The sequence below is a fragment of the Fodinicola feengrottensis genome (assembly GCF_039530045.1).
GTDB classification, from domain to species: domain Bacteria; phylum Actinomycetota; class Actinomycetes; order Mycobacteriales; family HKI-0501; genus Fodinicola; species Fodinicola feengrottensis.
Window position 1 is genome coordinate 1 of the sequence record NZ_BAAANY010000053.1, and the last position, 21,148, is coordinate 21,148.

The 21,148-nt window shown below is 66.4% G+C and carries 16 protein-coding genes; 3 read left to right on the top strand and 13 right to left on the bottom strand.

Going from position 1 to position 21,148, the window contains the following annotated elements:
- Positions 1-220: 220 nt before the first annotated feature.
- Both ABD301_RS41150 and ABD301_RS41155 read right to left on the bottom strand, forming a co-directional pair.
- A complete protein-coding gene (locus ABD301_RS41150; RefSeq protein ID WP_344315442.1) occupies positions 221-1,426 on the bottom strand; it encodes an ROK family transcriptional regulator in 1,206 nt (401 codons plus the stop codon).
- A 725-nt stretch (positions 1,427-2,151) separates the two neighbouring features.
- A complete protein-coding gene (locus ABD301_RS41155; protein WP_344315444.1) occupies positions 2,152-2,661 on the bottom strand; it encodes a MarR family winged helix-turn-helix transcriptional regulator in 510 nt (169 codons plus the stop codon).
- Between the two features lie 80 nt (positions 2,662-2,741).
- Here ABD301_RS41155 and ABD301_RS41160 point away from each other — a divergent pair, with 80 nt between their 5' ends.
- Positions 2,742-4,004, top strand: coding sequence for an FAD-dependent oxidoreductase (locus tag ABD301_RS41160; RefSeq protein ID WP_344315445.1), 1,263 nt, complete (start codon positions 2,742-2,744; stop codon positions 4,002-4,004).
- Positions 4,005-4,048: 44 nt separating this feature from the next.
- Here the strand turns inward: ABD301_RS41160 and ABD301_RS41165 are convergent, their stop codons facing one another.
- The 7 genes from ABD301_RS41165 to ABD301_RS41195 all read right to left on the bottom strand — a co-directional run bounded on the left by ABD301_RS41165 (position 4,049) and on the right by ABD301_RS41195 (position 15,117).
- On the bottom strand, positions 4,049-6,244 hold the full coding sequence (locus ABD301_RS41165) for an alpha-galactosidase (RefSeq protein ID WP_344315447.1): 2,196 nt from the start codon (positions 6,242-6,244) through the stop codon (positions 4,049-4,051).
- Between the two features lie 78 nt (positions 6,245-6,322).
- Positions 6,323-7,687, bottom strand: coding sequence for an ABC transporter substrate-binding protein (locus tag ABD301_RS41170; RefSeq protein ID WP_344315448.1), 1,365 nt, complete (start codon positions 7,685-7,687; stop codon positions 6,323-6,325).
- Between the two features lie 54 nt (positions 7,688-7,741).
- Positions 7,742-8,710, bottom strand: a complete 969-nt coding sequence (locus ABD301_RS41175; protein WP_344315449.1) for an acetylxylan esterase — start codon at positions 8,708-8,710, stop codon at positions 7,742-7,744.
- 3 nt (positions 8,711-8,713) lie between these two features.
- Positions 8,714-11,137, bottom strand: coding sequence for a glycosyl hydrolase family 95 catalytic domain-containing protein (locus tag ABD301_RS41180; protein WP_344315451.1), 2,424 nt, complete (start codon positions 11,135-11,137; stop codon positions 8,714-8,716).
- Entirely contained in the window at positions 11,134-12,039 is a 906-nt protein-coding gene (locus ABD301_RS41185; RefSeq protein WP_344315452.1) for a carbohydrate ABC transporter permease, read from the bottom strand. The genes ABD301_RS41180 and ABD301_RS41185 overlap by 4 nt, the downstream gene beginning before the upstream one ends.
- 12 nt (positions 12,040-12,051) lie before the next feature.
- Positions 12,052-13,014: a carbohydrate ABC transporter permease gene (locus ABD301_RS41190; RefSeq protein ID WP_344315453.1), complete on the bottom strand. Its 963-nt coding sequence runs from the start codon at positions 13,012-13,014 to the stop codon at positions 12,052-12,054.
- Between the two features lie 54 nt (positions 13,015-13,068).
- Positions 13,069-15,117, bottom strand: a complete 2,049-nt coding sequence (locus ABD301_RS41195) for a fibronectin type III domain-containing protein (protein WP_344315454.1) — start codon at positions 15,115-15,117, stop codon at positions 13,069-13,071.
- Between the two features lie 289 nt (positions 15,118-15,406).
- On the opposite strand from ABD301_RS41195, the gene ABD301_RS41200 reads away from it, so the two are divergent.
- A complete protein-coding gene (locus ABD301_RS41200; RefSeq protein ID WP_344315455.1) occupies positions 15,407-16,567 on the top strand; it encodes an ROK family transcriptional regulator in 1,161 nt (386 codons plus the stop codon).
- 20 nt (positions 16,568-16,587) lie between these two features.
- Here ABD301_RS41200 and ABD301_RS41205 read toward each other — a convergent pair whose 3' ends face one another.
- A complete protein-coding gene (locus ABD301_RS41205) occupies positions 16,588-17,748 on the bottom strand; it encodes an MFS transporter (protein ID WP_163567597.1) in 1,161 nt (386 codons plus the stop codon).
- Between the two features lie 30 nt (positions 17,749-17,778).
- Between ABD301_RS41205 and ABD301_RS41210 the strand changes: the two genes are divergently transcribed.
- On the top strand, positions 17,779-18,258 hold the full coding sequence (locus ABD301_RS41210) for a MarR family winged helix-turn-helix transcriptional regulator (RefSeq protein ID WP_344315456.1): 480 nt from the start codon (positions 17,779-17,781) through the stop codon (positions 18,256-18,258).
- An 18-nt stretch (positions 18,259-18,276) separates the two neighbouring features.
- Here ABD301_RS41210 and dinB read toward each other — a convergent pair whose 3' ends face one another.
- The 3 genes from dinB to ABD301_RS41225 are packed head-to-tail and all read right to left on the bottom strand — an operon-like array spanning position 18,277 to position 21,069.
- Positions 18,277-19,467, bottom strand: a complete 1,191-nt coding sequence (gene dinB, locus ABD301_RS41215; RefSeq protein WP_344315457.1) for a DNA polymerase IV — start codon at positions 19,465-19,467, stop codon at positions 18,277-18,279.
- Between the two features lie 37 nt (positions 19,468-19,504).
- Complete coding sequence (locus ABD301_RS41220) at positions 19,505-20,440, bottom strand: oxidoreductase (RefSeq protein WP_425552033.1); 936 nt, start codon at positions 20,438-20,440, stop codon at positions 19,505-19,507.
- Positions 20,437-21,069 carry a DUF998 domain-containing protein gene (locus ABD301_RS41225; RefSeq protein ID WP_344315459.1) on the bottom strand — a complete coding sequence of 211 codons (633 nt, stop codon included), beginning with the start codon at positions 21,067-21,069 and terminating at the stop codon, positions 20,437-20,439. The genes ABD301_RS41220 and ABD301_RS41225 overlap by 4 nt, the downstream gene beginning before the upstream one ends.
- Positions 21,070-21,148: the final 79 nt, after the last annotated feature.

Below are 21,148 nucleotides of genomic sequence, written 5' to 3' on the forward strand. Positions count from 1 at the left end.
CCCGAATAACAACAAAAACTCCGACTCGACACGCCGAAACAACCTAACAAAGTACTACTAGGTCCTGTCTGGTTATTCCGGTGGGATGAGAGTCGAGATTCAGGAGTCGGCTGGTGGTGCCGCGGGAAAGCCTTCATAGCAGCGCTATGGGGGCTTTTCCGCGGTGCCGCCAGCCGACTTCTGGGCTCGGCTATCGCCCGCCGCAATAGCCAGACAGGGCCTAGTGGGGGCGGGCGCCAGTACGCAGGAGTTCGCCGATCGGGAGCGTGGCGGCGCCGACCGCGACAGCGTCCTGGCCGAGCTCGCAGAGCTCGATCGTGGTTTGTCCGTACGGGTGCGCCAACGCGTGTGCCTCCGCCGCCTTGCGGATGGCCGGCAGCAGCTGCTCCCCGAGCGCGAGGCCGGCCCAGCCGCCGAGCACGATCCGTTCCGGGTTGAACAGGTTGATCAGGTTGGCGATGCCGGCACCGAGGTATTCGGCGGTCTCGGCGAGCACCTGCTCGGCCACCGCCGACCGGGGCGCGGCCGCAAGCAACGCGGCCAGCCTGGACTGCTCGTCGCCTTGCTGGTCACGACGGCCACGACGGGCCTGCCGATAGCGCTCCAGGATGGCTTCGGCGCCGGCGTACGCCTCCAGACAGCCGCGCGATCCGCACCGGCAGGCGCGTCCGCCGTACACGACCGTGGTGTGGCCCCACTCGCCCGCGCTGCTGGTGACACCGCGGTAAATCTGCCCGTCGGTGATCACCGCCGCGCCAATGCCGGAGCCGACCAGCGTGATCACCGCATAACGCGCGCCACGGCCGGCGCCGAACCACATTTCCGCCTGGCCCAGCGTTTTCGCTCCGTTTTCGAAGAAAACCGGAATGGTGACACCTTCGGAAGCGAGCATCTTCCCGAGTGCGACCGAATCCCAGCCCAGGGTCGGGGCGTGTACGAGCACCGGCGAGCCCTGCTCGACCGTGCCGGGCACGCCGATCCCCATACCCAGCACATCGGACGCGTCGACCCCGGCGCTCTTGAGCACCTCGGCAAGGCCAGCGACGATCCGGTCGGCGACCGCGTCCGGCTCCGGGCGCGGCCCGGGCAGCGGATGGTCGGCGGTCGCGAGCCTGGTCATGGTGAGATCGAACAGCTCCACCTTGATGCCGGTCTCGCCCACGTCGACGCCGACCACATGGCCGTACGCCGGGTTGACCCGCAACAACACCCGTGGCCGGCCGCCGTCGGAGTCGACCATGCCGGCCTCGACCACCAGGCCCTCGTCGATCAAGCCGCCGATCACGTTGCTGACGGTGGCAGCGCTGAGGCCGGTCGGGCCGCTCAGCTCATGCCGGCTGAGCGGGCCGTCCAGGAAGAGCTTGGACAACAGCGCCGAACGGTTGTGCCGGCGCAGGTCGCGGACGGTACTGCGCTTTGACTCCATCTATCCCCATCCCTGCCGCGCGGTAACGCTTCTTAACGTTTTACCGCGGCATGGTTTGCGCCTTTATTGTGACTCATAATACAAGGTCTTAATTAAGGACTTTTTCTTCAACTATGACTACGTCAAGCGTACCCCTGGGGCAACACACGAGAAGCGGCAACTTCCCTCGAAGCATGCGCCCCTCGTGGGCGTCGTCGCCAGCCCTGGAGGAATCGTGCTGGACTGTTCCTGACCGCGCACGACTCCCTTCGGCGGCGCCACTTCTGGTCAGATCACTGACCTTCACCGCAAACGCCAGCGGCACCCGGCCGCAAACCTGAGCCGTACAGGCCCAGGAACGGACCGCGCCGAGCGGCGCGGCCTGGCGAACCCAGCGTTTCGCTGCCTCCCATGGTCTGGGGGTGAGGTGCCTGAGGCTGACGTAACGGGTGGGTCGTCCGACAACCGAACTGGACGCAAAAAACAGGGTGCGGCGCGAAACTGTCGTACCCCTCCGGCAGATTTGCCCCCACCCAGTGAACGGGTGGGGGGCGGGCTTGAGGACCAATGTCCAACTAAAAATCAAGGTCCACCTCTCAACCCACCCCCCGCCCGTTCAAAGGGAGGGGGAAAGAAAAACAGACACCTACGACAATTTCGCGCCGCACCCCATGGAGAAATCCGCGCAATCGGGAGCCGATGGCGCGGCGGTTGGTCCGGACGACGCCCAGGCAGGCAACCGGCGCTCAATCGGGCCCCGGTGGGTCGCCGCCAGCCCCCGGGGGCGGACCAGAAGCGGCAAAGTCCCGGACGGCACCGGTCACGTCCCGTAAGAAGGTCGCCACCGTACGGGCCTCGTCCGGATCCAGGCCAGCGGTGATCCGCCCGATCGAGGTCAACAACGGACCCAGCGCGGCACGGAACTCCGAACGCGCGCGCTCAGTCAGATGCAGGGTGATCCGCCGCCGGTCGTCCGGGTGCCGGCCGCGCTCCAGGTGGCCGGCCGCCTCCAGTCGGTCCACCAGCACGGTCGCCGAAGCCGAGCGGATGCCGAGCCGGTTGCCCAGCTCGACCGGGCCGAGCACGTCCGGGCTGGCGACCAGTTCCTCCATCGCGCGTACGTCGGTGAGCCCGACTCCGAGACGGCGGGCCAGCGCGGTCTGCATTTCGCGGTCGGTCAGCACCAGCGCGCGGACCGCGAGACCGATCTCACGGGCCACTCTGGCCGCCTCCGGCGGTCCCCCTGGGGTGCTCACGTCGCGATTGTAGACAGTTTGATTACTAGACAGGCTAGCGGTTACCGCTAGAGTGTCTAGCAAGTCCTTGGAGGACCGCGATGACGACAGTTCGCCCCATCACCACCGCGCGCGCCCGCTGTGTTGTCGTCGGGGGTGGGCCGGGCGGTCTTCTGCTCGCATACCTGCTGGCCAGAGCGGACATTCCGGTCACGCTACTGGAAGCGCACCGAGATTTCGACCGGAGATTCCGCGGCGACTCCCTGCACCCGTACACGCTCGAGCTGCTCGACCAGCTGGGTCTCGCGGACGAGCTGCTGGAGCTGCCGCACTACGCCGCTCGTACGTTCCGGATGCACACTCCGGGCGGCACGCTGACGGCGGCGGACTATTCCCGGCTGCCCACCCGCTTCAACTACGTCGCGCTGATGCCGCAGGCGATTTTCCTGGATTTCCTCGCCGCCAAGGCGGTCGACCTGCCGTCCATGCGGCTGCGCCTGGGCGCCAAGGCCACCGGGCTGGTCGAGGAGAACGGCATCATCACCGGCGTCCGCTATCAGGACTCCCACGGCGAGCACGTGCTGCGGTCGGCCGTGGTGATCGGCGCCGACGGCCGGTTCTCCCGCGTTCGCCGGCTCGCCGGCCTGCCGGACCAGTCCCTGGGAGCCGCCAACGACCTGCTCTGGTTCCGGCTGCCGCGTCGCGCCAGCGACCCGCCCGAGGCGGACGTGGACATCTACTTCGGGCCACACAACTACGTCGGTCTGCTGGGCGGGCAACGCGACTGGCAAGTCGGTTACACGCTGCCCAAAGGTGGGTACGCGGCGGCGCGGCAAGCCGGGCTCGGGCCGATCCGCGACTTCTTCGCCGAGCACGTGCCGTGGCTCGCGGACCGGCTCTACCTGCTCTCCGACTTCGGCCAGACCACGCTGCTGTCGGTCGACATCTCCCGAGTCGAGCGCTGGCATCGGCCGGGTCTGATGCTGCTTGGCGATGCCGCCCACGTGATCTCGCCAGTCGGCGGCAACGGCATCCTTATGGCCATTCAGGACGCTGTCGCCGCAGCGAACCGGTTGGTTCCGGCGCTGCGTACCGGCCGGGTCGACGAGACGGTGCTGGCCGCCGTCCAAGCCGAGCGGGAGCCGGCGATCCGGGCCGTCCAGGCCCGCCAGGTCAGGGTCGAGCGCCGGGTCATGAACGCTCGAGAACGCGGCCTCCCGATCACCCCGCCGCAGTTCCTGCGGATGCTCACGTCGGTCCCGGCGGTACGCGTGCGGGCCGCCCGCGCCAACGCGTACGGGCCGCGCCCGCCGGTGCTCGACCCGGCGGTGCTGACCTCAAGCAAAGTTGAGGTCACCACCTGATCGCCGATGGGCGACGTCTATTCAGTACGCATCGACAGCCACCGCTACGCGGCGCGGATTTCCAGCAACATGGCCTGTTCCGGGTTCAGCGTCGGCATCGCGAGGCCAGCCAGCCTGAGCACCGCACCGGGCACTGGCACCCAACCCTCGAATGCCCGACTGACCCACGGCGGCGGCGCGACCTGGAACATCGACGGATGCCCGACCTCGCCCCGAATGCGTACGCGATAGTCACGATCACTGGCCAGGCCAGGAAAAATCACTTGCCCGGCCTGTCCCTCGGACGAAGTGGCAAGGCGCGCCCAGCAAAAGAGTGCCGCCGTACGATCCGGCGACACGACACCGTGCAGGACCGTCGCTTCTCCTACCAGATCGGCCCGCACGACCCGGCCTTGGTGCAACAACGGCCGGAGTTCCCGGTAAAGCGCCGCCCAGGTGGTGAATATTTCCAGTTCCTGAGCCGAAGAACGGGTTAGGTCCGCCTCGATGCCAGCGTGCCCGAAAAGCGCGGTGATCAATCGGAACGACTGGGCCGCGTGCCGATGGGTGGTGTGCGCCTGCGCGGCCGACACGTGGGTGGCCACCAACTCCGGCGGCACCAACTGGCCGGTCCAGCGCTGGATCAGCTGCCGTTCCAACGGATCGTTGCAGTCCGACGGCCACACCCGGTCGGTACGCGCCAGAATTCCCAGGTCGATCCGGCCGCCACCACCGGCGCAACTTTCGATCTCCAGCGCCGGATGCCGCTCCCGAAGCGCGTCCAACAACCGGTAGAGAGCCAAAGTCTGCGCCCGCACCCCCGGCCGGTCCAGCCCATCAGCGCCGCGGCAGACGGCCTCATGCAGATCTCGGTTGTGGTCCCATTTGAGGTAGTCAATCGAATACTCGCCGACCAACGTGTCCAGTCGCTCCAGAAGATAGGCCCACGCTTGTTCATTCGCGATGTTCAGCACATATTGGTGCCGTTGCGGCGGCCCAAGGCCACCAGACGGGCCAAGAATCCATTCGGGATGCTCCCTGGCCAGTTGTGAATCCAGGTTGATCATCTCCGGCTCAACCCACAGGCCAAACTGCATGCCCAACTCATGCACCCGATCGGCCAGCGGCGAGAGCCCATGCGGCCAGACTTTCGCGTCCACATACCAATCCCCAAGACCAGCGGTGTCGTCCCGGCGGCCGCGGAACCAGCCATCGTCGAGCACCAGCCGCTCGACGCCGACCTCGGCGGCCTTTTCGGCCAGGCCCAACAACCGGTCCAGGTCGTGGTCGAAATACACCGCCTCCCAGGTGTTGAGCACCAGCGGTCGCGGCGTTTTCGGGTGTGTCCCACGAGCCCGCAACAACTCGTGGAACCGGTCCGAGAGACCATCCAAACCGCGGTCCGACCAGGCAAAATAGCAAGTCGGCGCAGCGTACGTCTGGCCGGCTTCCAGGCTCACCTCGCCGGGCCGCAGCAGCTCCCCGGCACCGAGCACGACCGCGTGCGTGCCGCCGGCGCCCTCGGGCAACTGCTCGGCCAGATAGCGCTGGTTGCCACTCCAGCCGACGTGAACTGCCCAGGCTTCGCCCTCTCGGAAGCCAAAACCGGAGGTGCCGACGGTCAGCAAATACGGCGAGTCGTGCCCCGGCTTGCCGCGCCGGACCTCACGCACATAACTGCCAAAGGTCACCGGCCGCCGCTGCGGGGCCCGCTCTCGGCACCATTTTCCCGTGAAGTCAAGGATTTCGGTAGCCCGGCGAGGCAGCGGCAACATGGTGGACACCCCGGCCAGGTGATAGCGCAGGTCGCTTTTCAGCAGGGTAGCGCTCCGCCGGGTCATTTCGGTGTCAACGGCGAGAATTCCGGTGGGATCCAGGCGGTACGTGACGAGGATGTCCACATCGGACACGTCATCGCAAAGCCGCACCATCAGCTCCGCACTGCCGTCCGGGCCGCGTGACTGCTCCGCGCCAGCCAGCCGCGGGTGCGACGCGGTCGCGCGGCCCTCCAGATGCCCCTCGTGCGCCGGGGTGCCCAGCCAACCCTGCGATTCGTTCGCCCATAACGAAAAGGTCGGCGGTACGTCGACCGCGTTGTTGAGCGTGGCTGGAATCGCGGTGAAAGCAAGCGCTTCCAAGCCAGCGGTGGAGAGTTCGCCGAGATCCCGGCCCCAATGCAGCACCTTGGGCACTTCACCGGTCAGATCGACGACAACACCCACACCACCGGCACGTAACGCGACAACTGCGGGAACATCCACGGCTCAGCCTCACCACCCTCGTGTCAAAAGACATCTTCGCGCCGCGGGCAACCGCACCCGCGGCGCGAACCTGCGGTCCTATTGCTTCTTGGCAAGCACTTGTTGGCTCTTCGTGGTCATCTCCTGGAACACATCGTCATTGCGCTGATGGGAGAAGTATGCCTCGAAAAGCGGCTGCAACGCCTGCTGCATCGCCGCGCCGTTCCCGTAGACGACCGCCGGGAAGAGGTTGCCGTCCTTCTCATAGGCGGTGTAGACGGAGAGGTCGATGCCCTGAGCGGCGAGAGTCTTCGCGGTCGCGTCCATCGCACTCGGGATGGACGGGAAGAAAGTGCCACTCTTTCCGGCCGCCGTCTGACATTCCGCGGATCCCATGTACGAGACCCATTTCCAGGTCAGGTCGGGGTTCTTCGTACCGGCCCAGATGTTGTTTCCGTTGGAGTTGCTGGTCATCTTCCGGGTCTTGCCATCCGGTCCGTACGGCACAGGCGCGATGCCAACCTTCACGGTAGGCAGCTTGGCGAACTCGCCCGCCGACCACGAGCCGGACTCCTCCAGCGCGACCTTGGCGGAGCCCAGCAGGTCGATATCGCTGATGGTGTTCTGTCCGTTGCTGCCGGAGAACTCCCCGAATTTCGGCGCATAGCCGCGGTCCGCCAATGAACGGATATAGTCCATCGTTTTCACAAAACGCGGGTCGCTGTAGTGGAAAGTGCTCGGCCAGGTGGACTTGTCACCCTGCGTCCAGCCCAGGGTGGAAACCAGGGCGTTCCAGGTGGTCTGGCCGCTGAAGTCGTTGGTGCCCATCGCGCCGGCGCCAAAGGTCGCCACATGATTCTTGTCGAAGCCGGGCTGGTCGCCGCGCACGCCCTTGTTGTCGACGGTCAGGTGCGCGACCATCTTGTCGAAAGTGCCGCCGTTGTCCGGATTCCAGTTCAGCGACTGGATATCCTTGTCGGTGTAGCCGGCCTTGGTCAGCAGCGCCTTGTTGTAGTAGATGCCGGCCGCCGCCCAGTCCAGCGGAAGCGCGTACTGCTTGCCGTCGGTGAACTTCCACGAGCTCACCCCGACCGAGTATTTGGTCATGTCGAAATGGTTCTTGGAAATGAAGTCGTCCAGCGGCAGGAGCTGGTGCTGGTTCGCGTACGCCTGGAAATACTGCACACTGTCCTGGAAAGCGTCCGGCGCGTTGCCGGCCACGAACCCGGCCGTGAGCTTGGTGAAGTAGTCGACCACGTCATACTGCGAAATCTTCACCGTGGCGCCTGGATTGGCCTTCTCAAAGGCATTCGCGCAGACCTGGTACGCCTGTGCCTGCTTCTCGTCCCACGTCCACCAGTTGATCGTGCCGGCGGCCGAACCGCCGCCGGCGCCCCCGCACCCGGTGGCGGCCGCGAGCGCTGCCACCGCCAGCGCGGCAGCCGCCATTTTTCGGATTCTCATCTTTCCTGCCTTTCGTGGGGGCGTGCGGTGTTGCACGTTGCCAACCCGACCTTGCTACTTCTGCAGTACGGCCCCGAAAGCCGACACGGCGGTGGCCAGATCCTGCGCCCCACCCGCGTCGTGGCCGTTGTAGTCCCACACCTGGATTTCCTTCTGCCCGCCATAGGCATGAAAAGCGCCGAAGGCCGTGGACGGTGGGCAGAGCCCATCCATCAGCCCGCACGAAAACCACGCCGGCGCGATCGCCCGCGCGGCGAAGCCGATGCCGTCGAAATAGGCCAGCGTCCGGAAAACCTGCTCGACTTCCCAGCGGTGCGCACCCAAATAGCCGGCGATTTCCGCGTACGGTCCCTCGCTGGTGATCCGAACGCCACGCCGGAAATCGCACAGAAAGGGCGCCTGGGCGTAGAGCGCGGCGACGTCCGGCACCAGCCCGGCCGTGGCCAGCGCGATGCCACCGCCCTGACTGTTGCCAGCCACTGCGACCCGTTCGGAGTCAACGAAATCGAGCGTGCGAACCGTTTGCACGGCGCGCACCGCGTCAGCGAAGACCCGGCGATAGAAATATGTTTCGGGGTCGGCGATGCCGCGAGTCATGAAGCCCGGGTAAGCCGGCCCAATCGTGCCGACCGGATCGCCGGTCGAGCCGCCGGCGTAGTCACCGCCCTGGCCGCGAGTGTCCATCACCAAGTGGGCATAGCCCGCCGACGCCCACAACAAGTCGTCCAGCGGATGGCCGCGACCGCTGGCATATCCGTGAAACTGCACGACCGCGGGGAGCCGTTCGATGCGATCGCTCGGAACGCGCAGCCACCCACGGATCGGATGGCCGCCGAAACCGGCGAAAGTCACGTCGAAAACGTCGATGGTCCGCAGGCCGGTGACGACTGGACTGAGCCGCACGTCGAGGTCGAAGGCGGCCGTTTCATCCAAGGTGGACCGCCAGAAAGCGTCGAAGTCGGCTGGCGGCCGGTAGTCGCTTCGGTACGCCCACAGGGCCGGCCGGTCCAGGTCCGCGATCATCGGCTACCGCCCCGATTTCTCAACCAGCGCCGGCCCGAACAGGGCTTCCTCGCCGGGTTTGAGGGTGAGCTCGATCGTGGTGGCACCGCACCGAACTCTGCTCGTACGCGCCTCTCTGGCACTCTCCGCGCGAACCACTAGCTCCACAATTTCGCCAGCTTGCCAGCGAAGGTCGACAGTCCAGCCGCCCCGGCAGCGAATGCCGCGGGCGCTGCCGTCCGGCCATTCGGCGGGCAGCGCGGGCAGCACCTGCAGGAGTCCGCCGTGGCTCTGTATCAGCATTTCGACAATGCAGGCCATCAGACCAAAGTTGCCGTCCATCTGGAAAGGCGGATGAGTACTGAAGAGGTTTGGCAGCAGGCCGCCCCATTCGGTGCCCTCCGCCGGCGCGTAGACGTCCGGGTCACGTCCGTACGGCACGGTTGCCTCCCGAAGGAGAGCGGCCGCGGTCGCGCCATCGCCGAGCCGTGCCCGCAGCGCGATTTTCCAGGCCCAGGACCACCCCATCGCGCCCGGACCACGGGCGTCCAACAGCTTCACCCCAGCTGCGGCAAGGTCTGGTGCCTGCTCGAAATCCACCTGTCCGAGCGGATACACCGCCACCATCTGCGACATGTGCCGATGCTTCGGGTCCTGTTCCTGGTGGTCCACCACCCATTCCTGAAGCCGCCCGTCCGCGGTGACCTGCGGTTGCCGCAGCCGTGGCAGCGCGGCCCGGATTCGGGCACAAATCTCGTCGTCAAGACCCAGAATCCGGGCCGCCGCAAGGCAGCGGTCGAAGGTCGCGCGGATCATCGCCATGTCCATCGCGGACGAGTACGACAACGACTCCTGGGTTCCAGCCGCCGAAATGAACAGGTTTTCTGGTGAGGTGGACGGAATGGTGTCCAGCCAGCCGTCCGGGCCCTCCACCAGCCAGCCCAGACAGAACTCCGCGCTGCCGCGCAGCACCGGCCATCCCTTTTCCCGCAGGAAAGTTATGTCGCAGGTGAACTCGTAATGGTCCCAGACGTGTTGCGTCAGCCAGGTGCCGCCCATCATCCAGATCGCCCAGGACGGACTGCTGTGTCCCATCCCGACCGGCAACGCCCAACCCCACATGTCGGTGTTGTGGTGCGCCACCCAGCCGCGAGCGCCATAGAGCTGGTGGCTCACCCGCTCGCCGTTGTACGCGAGTTTCGCGATCAGCTCGAACAAAGGTTGGTGGCACTGGCTCAGGCCCGCGGTCTCAGCACCCCAGTAGTTCATCTCGGTGTTGATATTGATCGTGTAGTTCGACGACCAGGGCGGCCGGAGCTCGGCGTTCCAGATGCCCTGAAGGTTGGCCGGCGGCCCGCCGCCGGGTCGAGATGCGGAGGCGAGCAAGTAGCGGCCCAGCTGGAAAATCACCGTGGCGGTGAGGTGTTCATCCCAGCCGGAGAGAATCTCGTCGGGCACACTCACCACACCGGACCGGCGGCTGCCAATGGTGAGGCTGGCCGCCGACAGCAACGGCCGCAGGTCTTCTTCGTGCTGGCGCGACAAAACATCGGCGCCGGTGGCAAGTGCGCTCTCCGCTCGTCGGACGGCACGGTCGGCGTGGGCGTCCCGGCTGACCGAAGCCGCGGCCACCCCGGCCGGCAACGCCCAGAAATCCTCCGCACTGCTGGAACTCGAGATGGTCACCAGCAGCCGGCTCATGCCTCGTACGGACAGAGACTCGCCAGCGACGGCAACCGCGCCGTCGGTGTCGACGCGTACGGCCGCCACCGCGTACGGGTCATAGCCACCGGCTTTCCCCGTCCCATAACGCAACGGCTCGGCCACCGACTGCTCATGCAGCGGCGCACCGTCCACCGGTACGTCCACCCCGACCACGAATCCCGCCGCGGTAGTCCATCGGTCGGCCATCCGCAGCGGCGAGGAGATGTCCAGGTCGAGGTCCAAAGTCCCGCCCTCGACGACCACGGACAGGCAAATCGCCTGCGCCGGCCGGCTGGCCCACGTCCGCCGCTGTACGAGCCTTTTGCCGATATCGAAGGAGTCTGCAGCAACGCCGTTGTCGATATTGAGCGTCCGGCCGTGGTAGATCGCTTGCTCGCCCTCGGCGAAGGACATCCAGAGATCCACAAAGGGCAGGTATTCCTGGCTGTAGCGCCCTTCGAAAGACTTCACCAGGGCCTCGGCCCGGCGATAGTCCTGCGCTCGGATCGCCTCTCGCAGCTCGGCCAGCCGCTCCGGACCGGCACCGGTCGCGAGCACCTCGGCCAGCCCGTCGGCCGGGCCTTGCGGAGTGCCCGACCATACCGTCGAGTCGTTGATTTGCAGGCGGTGCTGGGAAACTCCGCCAAAGACCATCGCACCGAGCCGGCCGTTGCCAATCGGCACCGCCTCGTACCAGCTCTCGGCCGGCCGCGGCCAGCCCAATAACAGATCGCCGAATGTCATTTGAGCCCCGTGAAACCAATCGAGTTGACGATCCGCCGGCCGAAGATGATGAAGAGCAGCAACATCGGCAGCGCGGCGATCAGGGTGGCGGCCATCAGTCCGGACCAGTCGGGCGACGCCTGTGGTGACGACTGCTTGAAAACAGCGAGCGCGAGCGTCAACGGCCGTACGCTGTCGTCGTTCGTCACCATCAGCGGCCAGAAATAGTCGTTCCAGGCGGTGATGAAGGTGAGCAGCGACAGCGTGGTGATCGGCGCCGACGACATCGGCAGGATGATCCGGAAGAACGCCCGGATCGGCCCGGCGCCGTCGATCAGCGCGGCCTCTTCCACCTCACTGCTCAGCCCGAGCATGAACTGTCGCAGGAAAAAGATGTTGAAGGCGGAGAAGAACGCGCCGGGCAGGATCATCCCAGCGAAGGTGTTGGTCAGGCCGAGGTCCTTGATCAGCACGAAGTTCGGCAGGAACGTGAGGATCCCGGGCACCATCAGCGCCGACAGCAGCACCGAGAAGATCAGGTTGCGGCCACGCCACCGCAGCCGGGCGAAGGCATAGGCCGCCAAGGCCGAGCAGAAGACGACGCATGCGGTCAGAATCGCCGCGTAGATGATGGAGTTCCGCAGGAAAAGTCCCGTGTCCAGGGCCGCGCCGGAGCCGCCCTGCGCGACCGATTCGGCCGGCGTCGCCAGGCCCAGCGCCCGTTTGAAGGCACCGAAGCCGAAACCCACTGGCAACGGCGAGGATGGATCGGTCGACAAGGCGTAGTTGTTCGACAGGGACGTACGCAGAATCCAGTAGAACGGGAAGATGGTCAGGAAAAGGATCACCGTGACGTACGCCCACGCCACCAGCCGCCCGGGCGAGAAGCGCCTTCCTTTACGGTGCGACAAAACCATTGCCATCGCGAGCGCCTCTCAGTCCAGATCCGACTCGTTGGCCCTCGCGAGCCGCATCTGCATGTACGTGATGGTCAGCAGCATCACGAAAAGTGCCAGCGACATGGTCGCCGCGTACCCGAAGTCGAACTGGGTGAAAGCCTTGTTGTAGATGTACATCTGCAGCACGTACGACGCGTTCGCCGGCCCGCCCTGGGTGGTCACCTGGACGATGTCGAAGACCTGGAAGGACCCGATCACGGTCAGGATCACCACCATCACCAGGATGGGCCGCAGCAACGGAATCGTGAGCCGGCGGAACATCTGCATTTCGCTGGCGCCGTCGATCCGGCCCGCCTCGTACACCTGCGGCGGAATGGTCTGCAGTCCGGCGAAAATCAGCACCGCGTTGTAGCCCATCGACTTCCAGACGCTGATCAGCGCGACCGCTGGGATGGCCCAGCCGCCCGACCCGAAGAACAGGATGTTGTGGCCGGTCAACTGGGTGAGTACGACGTTGACGATGCCCAACTGGGGATCCAGCATCCACACCCACACCAGCGCCGCGACCACGCCGGAAATGAGGAAGGGCAACAAAATCAAGCCGCGGACCACGGTCGAAGCGCCGAGCCGATGCATGACCACCGCGGTGATCAGCGAGATCAGAATGCCAACGACAACCGAGAGCACCACGAAATAGATGGTCACACCCAGCGAATGCCAGAAGACATCGTCGCCGATCAGCTCTTCGATATTGGCGAGACCGACCCACTGCGGCGGGGAAAGCACGTGAAAGTCGGTGAAACTCAGATAGATACCGCGCAGTGTCGGGTACGCGGCGAAGACTGCGAACCCCAGCACCGCCGGAGCGATGAAAAGCCAGGCCACCGGTGTGTCCCGGCGACTCGACGACGACTTCTTGCGGCGGGCCGCCGGGAGGGCGGTCTTCGTCACCGGCACGGCCGGCTGGATGCGGTTGTCCTGCTGGGAAACCGTCGCCACGGCAGATCTCCTTACTGGTGATCCCCGCCGGTCGGGCCGGCGGGGACCCACGTGTTACAGGGTGATCTTGTCGATGTCCGAGACGTAGTCGCCGGGATTCGGGTTGCCGAACGAGATGGTGTTGACCCCGGCCTGCAACTGCACCGGCACCACGGTGTTCTGCGGGTTGTCCCAGTCGTTGTTGTTCGTGCCGGACAACGGCAGGTTGAACGGTGTGTTGTTGACCGTGACGATCGCCAGCCGGCTGGAGTCACCGTCGACGTAGGCGACATTCATCAGGTACGTCCCGGCCTTGTCGACCGTCACGTTGTTGTACCGCAGGAAACCGCTGCCGCCGAGATTGCCGGCCTTCTTGCCGCCGGAGCAGCCACCGCAGTTCGCGATGTCGCTGCCCGGGCCAAGCGTGTTACCGGCCGCCTCCGCCTCGTACCCGGTCGGCCCACCGGTTTTCGGTGTGGTGACGGTGATCTTCTTGCTGGAAGCAGAAGCTCGGTTGGCCGAATCCCGGGCAACCACGGTGAACTGGTAACTGGTCGAGGGTTTCAGCCCGGAGACTGTGCCGGCGGTGCCTCGTACGGACGCGGCTTTCTTGCTGCCGGTGTAGATGTCGTACCAGGCGACCTTGCCACCGTGGACCGCGGAAGCGTCCCAGGCCAACGAAACGGTCGAGGAACTCGCGCTGGTGCCATGTACGTTCACCGGCATCGACGGTCCGTTAATGTGGGCCTGCGGGGCAATCCGCAGCAACCGGGACCCGTGCGCCGGCAAGGTGGCGCTGAAACTTCCGTTGGCGCTGCCCAGATTGTTGTGTTGCCAAAGATCTCGGACATTGCCCGGTCCGACGATGCCCAGGTCGTTCCAGTTCGCGGTGACCCTGGCCGGATCCGTCCCCAGGTTGAAAAGCGCGACCGTGTAGCTGCCGTCGGCGTCCTTCGCGTACCAGACCTGCTGGTTCGAGTTCTGGTTGACCGGTTTCGCCGGGTTGCCGGCCTGGTCGACCGCGATGACCTCGTCGTTGGTCAGCAACGAAAGTCCGTAGCTGTCCAGCTTGGTGAGGTCGTCACCGGAGTAGAGCGGCGCGGCCGAGATCGCCCACAGCGTCATATAGCTCTGCCGCTCCGCGTCGGTGATCCCGTCCATTTCGGCATTGCCGACATCGAGGGAATCCAGGTTGTTCCAGTGCCCAGGGCCGGCGTCCGGAATCCACTGCACCACGTCGTTCCAGCGTTGCTTGATCGAGTTGTTCCACGTCACCAACGTGTTGCAGTAGCACTCCACGTCGGTGTCGATCCGCCAGCCGTTGCTGTACTGCTTCCACACGCCGGCCTGCGGGTGCGCGAGCGCCCACGACAGCGTCAGCTCGATCGGCCGGCCGGTCTGCTTGAGGGCCTGCCCCCAGGCCGCCACATCCGCGGTGTTGTCGTAGTTGTCGCCACCCTTGAACGATCCAGGGCCCACGCCGTCCACTTTCAGGAAATCCGCGCCCCAGCTGGCCAACTCGTCCGCGATGGAGTTGAGGTAGAGCTGCGAACAGGGATTGCCGAAGTCCATCTTGTACGCGCCGTCCCACCCGTTTGTCTTGCGCAGGTCGGAATAGACGACATCCTTGGTGTGACACTGCGGCGCGCCGTAAATCGGCGTATTGCCGTCGTTGTAAACCTTCGGGTCGAGCCCAACCGCCAGATAGAGACCGAATTTGAGACCCTTGCTGTGTACGTAGTCGCCGACGTACTTCATCCCGTGCGGAAACCTCGACGCGAGCGCGACCGGCCGGCCGTTCTCATCGCCGGTGCCGTCGGTCCAGCCAGCATCGACGTTGATGTAGTCGTAGCCGTGGCTCTTCAGTTTCGCGGCCAGTACGTCGGTCTGCTGCATGATGTGCTGTTCGGTCAGCCAGTTCTCATTCCCCAGGCCGGGGTAATTGGTCGATTCCAGGCTCCAACTGCTCCACCCCATATAGGGTTTCTGGGCCAGCCCGTTGATGCCTGCCGCTGCCGGCGGCGAAGCGGTCACCGTCACCGCCACCAAGGAGGCAGCAGCCAACGCGACGCCCAGCGCCGCTCTTGCCATGCCACGAAACAGAATGCGACGTACAGCTGCCATGACTTCTCCATCTGGTGTCGCGCCATCGCACGCGCGGGCGAACCGAGCACGCCGGCCGGCGGCCGGGTGCCACGTGAGTCCACGTCTGTCCACAGAGGACGGTCAAAGTCCCGTTTTGCTTTTCTCGACATCCGAGTGCGGCGACTGTGCCGGGCGTCGATGTTTCAGTACGGTAAACGGGGTTTGCTTCCGGTGTCAATATAAGATTTCCCGTATCCTATAGCCACTGGTAGTGCACCGGGTTGATATGTCCTGGTATTTACTTCCAAGGGAAGGTTAAGATAGCCAGGTGGAGCTTCCGAACCAGGCGCCCGCCGCCTCACTGGTCTTCCAGACGATGCTGGCGCACGGCCCGCTGTCCAGAGCCGAGATCGGCCGGCGGACCGGCCTGTCCTCCGGCGCGGTCACCAAGGCCACCTCGCCGCTGCTGGACGACGGTTGGATCGCCGAGCTCGGCCGGCGCGGCGGAGAACCGGTCGCCGGCCGGCCGGCCACCCTGGTCGCGGTCCGGCCGGAGCGAGCCAGCTTCCTCGGCGTCAAGATCACCGAGGACGAGCTCTTCGGCGTCCTCACCGACCTGACCGCCCGGCCGCTGACCACCCGGCGGGCCGCGCTGGACTCCCGGGACGTGGGCAGCGTTGTCAGCGCAATCGCCCGCCTCGTGAAGCGACTGGTGCCGGCCCAGGGTCCGGAGATTCACAGCCTCGGCGTGACACTGTCCGGCGACGTGGACCGCTGCACCGGCGCCGTGCACCACTCCCCCTTCCTGAACTGGCACGGCGTCGAGCTCGCTCACCTGGTCGAGCGGGCCACCGGCGTACGAACCGTCATCGAGAACGACGTGCGGGCCCTCACCGCCGCCGAGCAGTGGTTTGGCGCCGGCGCGGGGATTTCGTCGTTTGTGCTGGTCACCATCGGTGCCGGCATCGGCTGCGGGATCTCCCTGGACGGCCGGGTGGTGTCCGGTGCGCACGGCGTCTCCGGCGAGATCGGCCACCTGCCGGTCGGCGCGGTGGACCGGATCTGCACCTGCGGCAACGCCGGCTGCGTCGAGGCGGTCGCGTCCACCCAGGCGATCGTCGAGCAGGCCCGGCAGGTCACTGGCGACACCGCGCTGACCATGGAGGACGCCGTCCAGTTCGGCCACGACGGGCATGAGGGCGTACGGGCCGTGTTCGCCCGCGCCGGGCACGCCATCGGCCTCGCGATCGCGTCGGTGGCGAACCTGGTCGGCCCGGAGCGGATCATCATCTCCGGCGAGGGCGTCGCCTCTTATGACCTCTTCGAAGAGCAGACCCGTCAAACCTTCGTGCGGCAGGCGTTCGGTGCCGCCGCCGACTGCGAGCTGATCGTACGGCCGCTGCCATTCGAGGAATGGGCTCGCGGCGGTGCCGCGGTAGCCGCACAGACCCTGGTCGCCCCGGACCGTACCCGCCGCGCCACCACCTAGTACTAGCCCTCCTCCCGCGGTTATGGAGAGTCTTCGAGGGTGGTGGGGCGGGAGACGAGGTAGCCGGTGACCGCGACGATCGGGAGGGTGGCCAGCAGCAGCGCGAGCGGAACGGTCCAGGAGCCGGTCAGCTGGCGGGTGACGCCGAGGGCGAGCGGGCCGAGGCCGCCGAGCAGGTAGCCGGCGCCCTGAGTTAAGCCGCTGAGGGCGGTGGCCCCGGCGGTCGTACGGGTGCGGAGGTTGATCAGGGTGAGGGTCAGTGGGAACAGCAGCGGACCGAGACCGATCAGTACGACCCAGCCGACGGTGCCGCGGGTGGGCGCGATCGCGAGGCCCAAATAGCCCGCCAGATAACAGAAGAAGCCGATGGCGATCAGTACGCCGAGGTGCCGCAGGCGGGTCGCCAGCTGCGGTACGAGCAGTGCCAACGGCACGCCGACGGCCGCATAGAGCGACAGCAGAGCGCCGGCCTGGCCGGCTGAAACGCCGGCCGTGTCGACCAGGATTTTCGGCAACCACGCGAACATCGCGAAAACGTTCGCGGCAGTCATGGCGAACAGGATCGCCAGGCACCAGCCGAGCCGCGAGCGCCACATTGGCCGCAGACCAGTCAAACTCGGCGGCGCCACGATCTCGCGGGCACGTAGTCGCAACGGCAGCCAGGGAAAGATCGCGATCAGGCACAGTGCGCCCCACATACCGACCGCCACTCGCCAGCCACCGGCGCGCGCGACCGGCACCGCGACCAGCGGCGGCAGCAGGCTGAAGGTCGTCATCAGCGTGACGTAAACCGACGTCACGATGCCTATCCGAGCGGGAAAACTCTGCTTGACCAGCGGCGGGAGAACGACGTTCGCAATGCCCGCGGCCGCGAAGATGAGAGCGCTCATGGAGACCAACAGGCCCGCCGAGGCGGCGGCCGCGCGTACGACATGGCCACAAAGCATGCCGGCCAGGGCCAGCAGTGCGAGCGTCTCCAACGAGATCCGTCGTCGCAGAATCGGTGTCAGCAAGCCAAAAAGCCCGAAGCACAGCGGCGGAAGCGCGCCGAGCACACCGATGCTCAGGTCGGTCAGCGGTACGTCCGCGCCGACCACCCCGATGATCGGTGAGAGCGCGCCGACCGCCGTCCGAAGGGTGGCCGCCAGCAGCGCGATACCGAGAAGCCGTTTGCTAAGCACTTAGCGACCCTACGCCGGTAGGGTCGTCATATGGAAGACGCCGTCGATCACATTCTCCAGCAGTGGCACCGGGAACGGCCGGATCTGGACGTGTCGCCGATCGGGGTCATCGGCCGGCTGAGCCGCGCGGCGGACGCGGTCGAGGCCCGACTGGAGGACACGTACGCGCTGCACGGCCTCGACGGCTCGTCGTACGACGTGCTGGCGACACTGCGTCGCGCCGGCCACCCGTACGAGCTGTCCCCGGCGGAGCTGAGCCGGACCGCGATGATCTCGTCCAGCGCGGTTGCGCAGCGGGTGAACAAGCTGGTCACCCGCGGTTGGGTGAAGCGAGGCAAGTCGGCCACCGACGGCCGGGGCACGCTCGTACGACTGACCGCCGCTGGCCTCGCCCGGATCGAGGCCGCACTGCCCGCTCACCTCGCCAACGAGCACACCATCGTGTCCGCGCTGACCAAAGCTGAGCAGGCAACGCTGATTTCCTTGCTCCGCAAGCTAACTGCGACCTAATAGTCCCGAGCCGCGGACTCAGTCTGGCAGCAACGGAACCGAGACGCCTGGGTCGCGGCCGAGCAGGACGGCCGGAGTGAGAGCGGTTGAGCCGAAACGTTCGCGTACCGAGTCGATCGTCAGGTCGAGCGCACTGACCTGCGGCCGCTCAAAAGGCAACGCCAGCTGGATCGCACTGTCGTCGTCCAGGTTTCCCAACGAAATCCCGATCAAGGTGAGACCGCGTAGCTCGATCATCGGCGCGGCGGTGGACAGCAGGCCGCGGGCCGCGAGCAGGATCGCGCCGGTCTGCGCGGTCGCCTCGGCCAGGGTGTGCGAGCGGGTGGCCCGAGCGAAGTCGCCGAACCGCATCCGCAGAACGACCGTACGACAGACCCGGCTGCCCGTACGCAGGCGCCGGCCGAGCTTGTCAACCAGGCCGATCAGCATCGCGTCCAGGTCGTCCATCGACCGCTTTTTCCGGCCCAGTGCCCGTTGGGCGCCCATCGACCGGCGGCGCCGGCCGACCTGGACCGGCCGCGGGTCGCGGTTGTGGGCGAGCGCGTGCAGGTGCCGGCCGGAGCCGCGGCCGAGCATCACCACCAGCGCGGACTCGTCGATCTGGGCGACCTGCCCGACGGTCGTGATGCCCCGGTCACGGAGTTTTTCGGCGGTCACCGGGCCGACGCCCCAGAGCCGCTCGACCGGCAGCGGATGCAGGAAATCCAGCTCACCCGCTGGCGGCACCACGAGCAGACCGTCCGGTTTGGCGACCCCGCTGGCCACCTTGGCGAGGAACTTCGTCCGGGCCACCCCGACGGTGATCGCCAGGCCGACCTGATCCAGCACGTCTTTTCGCAGCTGCGTCGCGATTTCCACCGGTGTACCGGAAACTTTCCCCAGACCGCTCACATCCAGGAAGGCCTCATCGATCGAAAGCCCTTCCACGATCGGCGTAGTCTGCTCGAAAACCTCGAAAACGGCCTTGCTGGCCTGCGAATAGGCGGACATTCGCGGCTCGACCACGATCGCCTCGGGACAGACCTCCCGAGCCGCCCGACCGCTCATCGCGGTCCGCACTCCGCACGCCTTGGCCTGATAGCTGGCCGCGAGCACCACCCCGCCGCCGACGATGACCGGCCGCCCCCGCAGCGCCGGGTCGTCGCGCTGCTCGACGGAGGCATAGAACGCGTCCAGGTCCGCGTGCAGGATCGTCGCCTTGTCGAACATGTGTTCGATCGTACGGGACGCTCGCCCGAATCCCTAGCTAGAGCTGCGCGAAGGTGCGGCCGGTGAGCCGTTCGGACTCGGACCACAGCTGCTCGGCGACCGCCGGATCGTGGTCGGGCAGCGGCACGAAAGGGCGCACCTGGGCCGGAAATCCACACCACTGGCCGAGCCACGGCGTCGGCCCGATCAGCGCGCCATTGGGCGCGTCGGGTTTGGTCGCCGCGTACAACACCGGCAGCGCGCCCATGTCGCTGCTCTGCGCGAACATCCAACTGGTGTAGCCAAGGACCCGAGCGTCGATGCCTGGTCCGTGCCGGCGCAGACCACCGGTGAACAGGTTGGTCCGGGAATACCCGGGATGTGCGGCGAGGCTGCGCAACGAAAGCCCGGCCGCTTCCGCCCGGCGAGCCAGCTCCCAGCCGAACAGCAGGTTGGCGAGTTTCGACTGCGCGTACGCCATCCAGCGAAAGTAGACCATTTCGCCGTTGAGATTACTGAAGTCAAGAAAGCCGAAATAGCCGAAAATGCTGGTGAGGGTGACCACTCGCGGGGCTGGCGCGGCCAGCAGGTGCGGCAGCAGGCCAGCGGTAAGCGCGAAATGGCCGAGGTGGTTGGTGCCGAAATGCATTTCGAACCCGTCCACGGTTTTTCGCCGCGGCACTCCCAACACGCCGGCATTGTTGATCAGCAGGTCCAAACTCTCGTGCTCGAAACCGTCCACAAAGGAATCGACCGAGCCCAGGTCGGCCAAATCCAACAAGCGCAGCGAAAGTCGCTCGGCTGGCACACCAGCGCCGGTCAGCAGTCCGAGCGCGCCAGCACCCCGCCGCTGGTCCCGACAGGCCATCACCACATGCGCACCGGACAGCGCGAGCGCCCGCGTCACCGACAGCCCGATCCCGCTGTTGGCGCCGGTCACCACCGCCGTCCGACCGCTCAGGTCAGGGATGTCCCGCCTTCTCCACACGCTCACCGTTCGGCCCGCGCGCCCGTACGGATGGGTGCTCGGACGAACCATCCCGCCACCAGAACGGTCCAGCCACCGGCCGCCACCACCGCTATCCGTTCCGCGACCGCCGGCACCAAGTCGTGGCTACGCACCAAAATCGCCCATCCGGACAGCGCGACCAGCGACACCCCCAGCAGCACCGCGGCGACCACGGAGCCGATGCGGACCGTCCGCACCGGCACCAGATCCGCTGTCACCGCGGCGGCGATCATCAGTGCCACCAAAGCGAAATTGCTGACCGATGCATGAATCGTGTCCTGGACAGACACCAGCCCGTCGGCCACCGGCAGCGGACAGCCGGCCGTACAAGGCACACTCGCCGATCCCAGCAGCGCGACTCCGGCCACCGCGAGCGCCCCGCCGGCCATCCACCACGCCCGGCCGGCCCGTACGAACACTGCCCAAAGCAGCAAAACCGCCACCGCCGCGACGAAGACACCGGCGGTGTAATACCCGCTCCGCGGGCCAACCGCCAGCTCCGACAAATAGTGGTTCCCGAACCCGGCCGCCACCTGCGCCGATCCCACCAACCCAGCGGCCATCACGACGGCGACCAGCGCGGCCATGGCCCGCACTCGTACGCTCCCCGGCACAGCGCCCACCCTAGCCGGAGCCTCGCGCTGTTGCGCTGGACGCTACGGCGACCCCGAAAAAGCGTGAGGCGTACTTCCG

Excerpts from the sequence above, each read along its gene's own strand:
- ABD301_RS41160 (WP_344315445.1), top strand. The coding sequence starts at position 2,742 with ATGACGACAGTTCGCCCCATCACCACCGCGCGCGCCCGCTGTGTTGTC.
- ABD301_RS41210 (WP_344315456.1), top strand. The coding sequence starts at position 17,779 with ATGGAAGACGCCGTCGATCACATTCTCCAGCAGTGGCACCGGGAACGG.
- dinB (WP_344315457.1), bottom strand. The coding sequence starts at position 19,467 with ATGTTCGACAAGGCGACGATCCTGCACGCGGACCTGGACGCGTTCTAT.
- ABD301_RS41170 (WP_344315448.1), bottom strand. The coding sequence starts at position 7,687 with ATGAGAATCCGAAAAATGGCGGCTGCCGCGCTGGCGGTGGCAGCGCTC.
- ABD301_RS41175 (WP_344315449.1), bottom strand. The coding sequence starts at position 8,710 with ATGATCGCGGACCTGGACCGGCCGGCCCTGTGGGCGTACCGAAGCGAC.
- ABD301_RS41195 (WP_344315454.1), bottom strand. The coding sequence starts at position 15,117 with ATGGCAGCTGTACGTCGCATTCTGTTTCGTGGCATGGCAAGAGCGGCG.
- ABD301_RS41185 (WP_344315452.1), bottom strand. The coding sequence starts at position 12,039 with ATGGCAATGGTTTTGTCGCACCGTAAAGGAAGGCGCTTCTCGCCCGGG.
- ABD301_RS41150 (WP_344315442.1), bottom strand. The coding sequence starts at position 1,426 with ATGGAGTCAAAGCGCAGTACCGTCCGCGACCTGCGCCGGCACAACCGT.
- ABD301_RS41180 (WP_344315451.1), bottom strand. The coding sequence starts at position 11,137 with ATGACATTCGGCGATCTGTTATTGGGCTGGCCGCGGCCGGCCGAGAGC.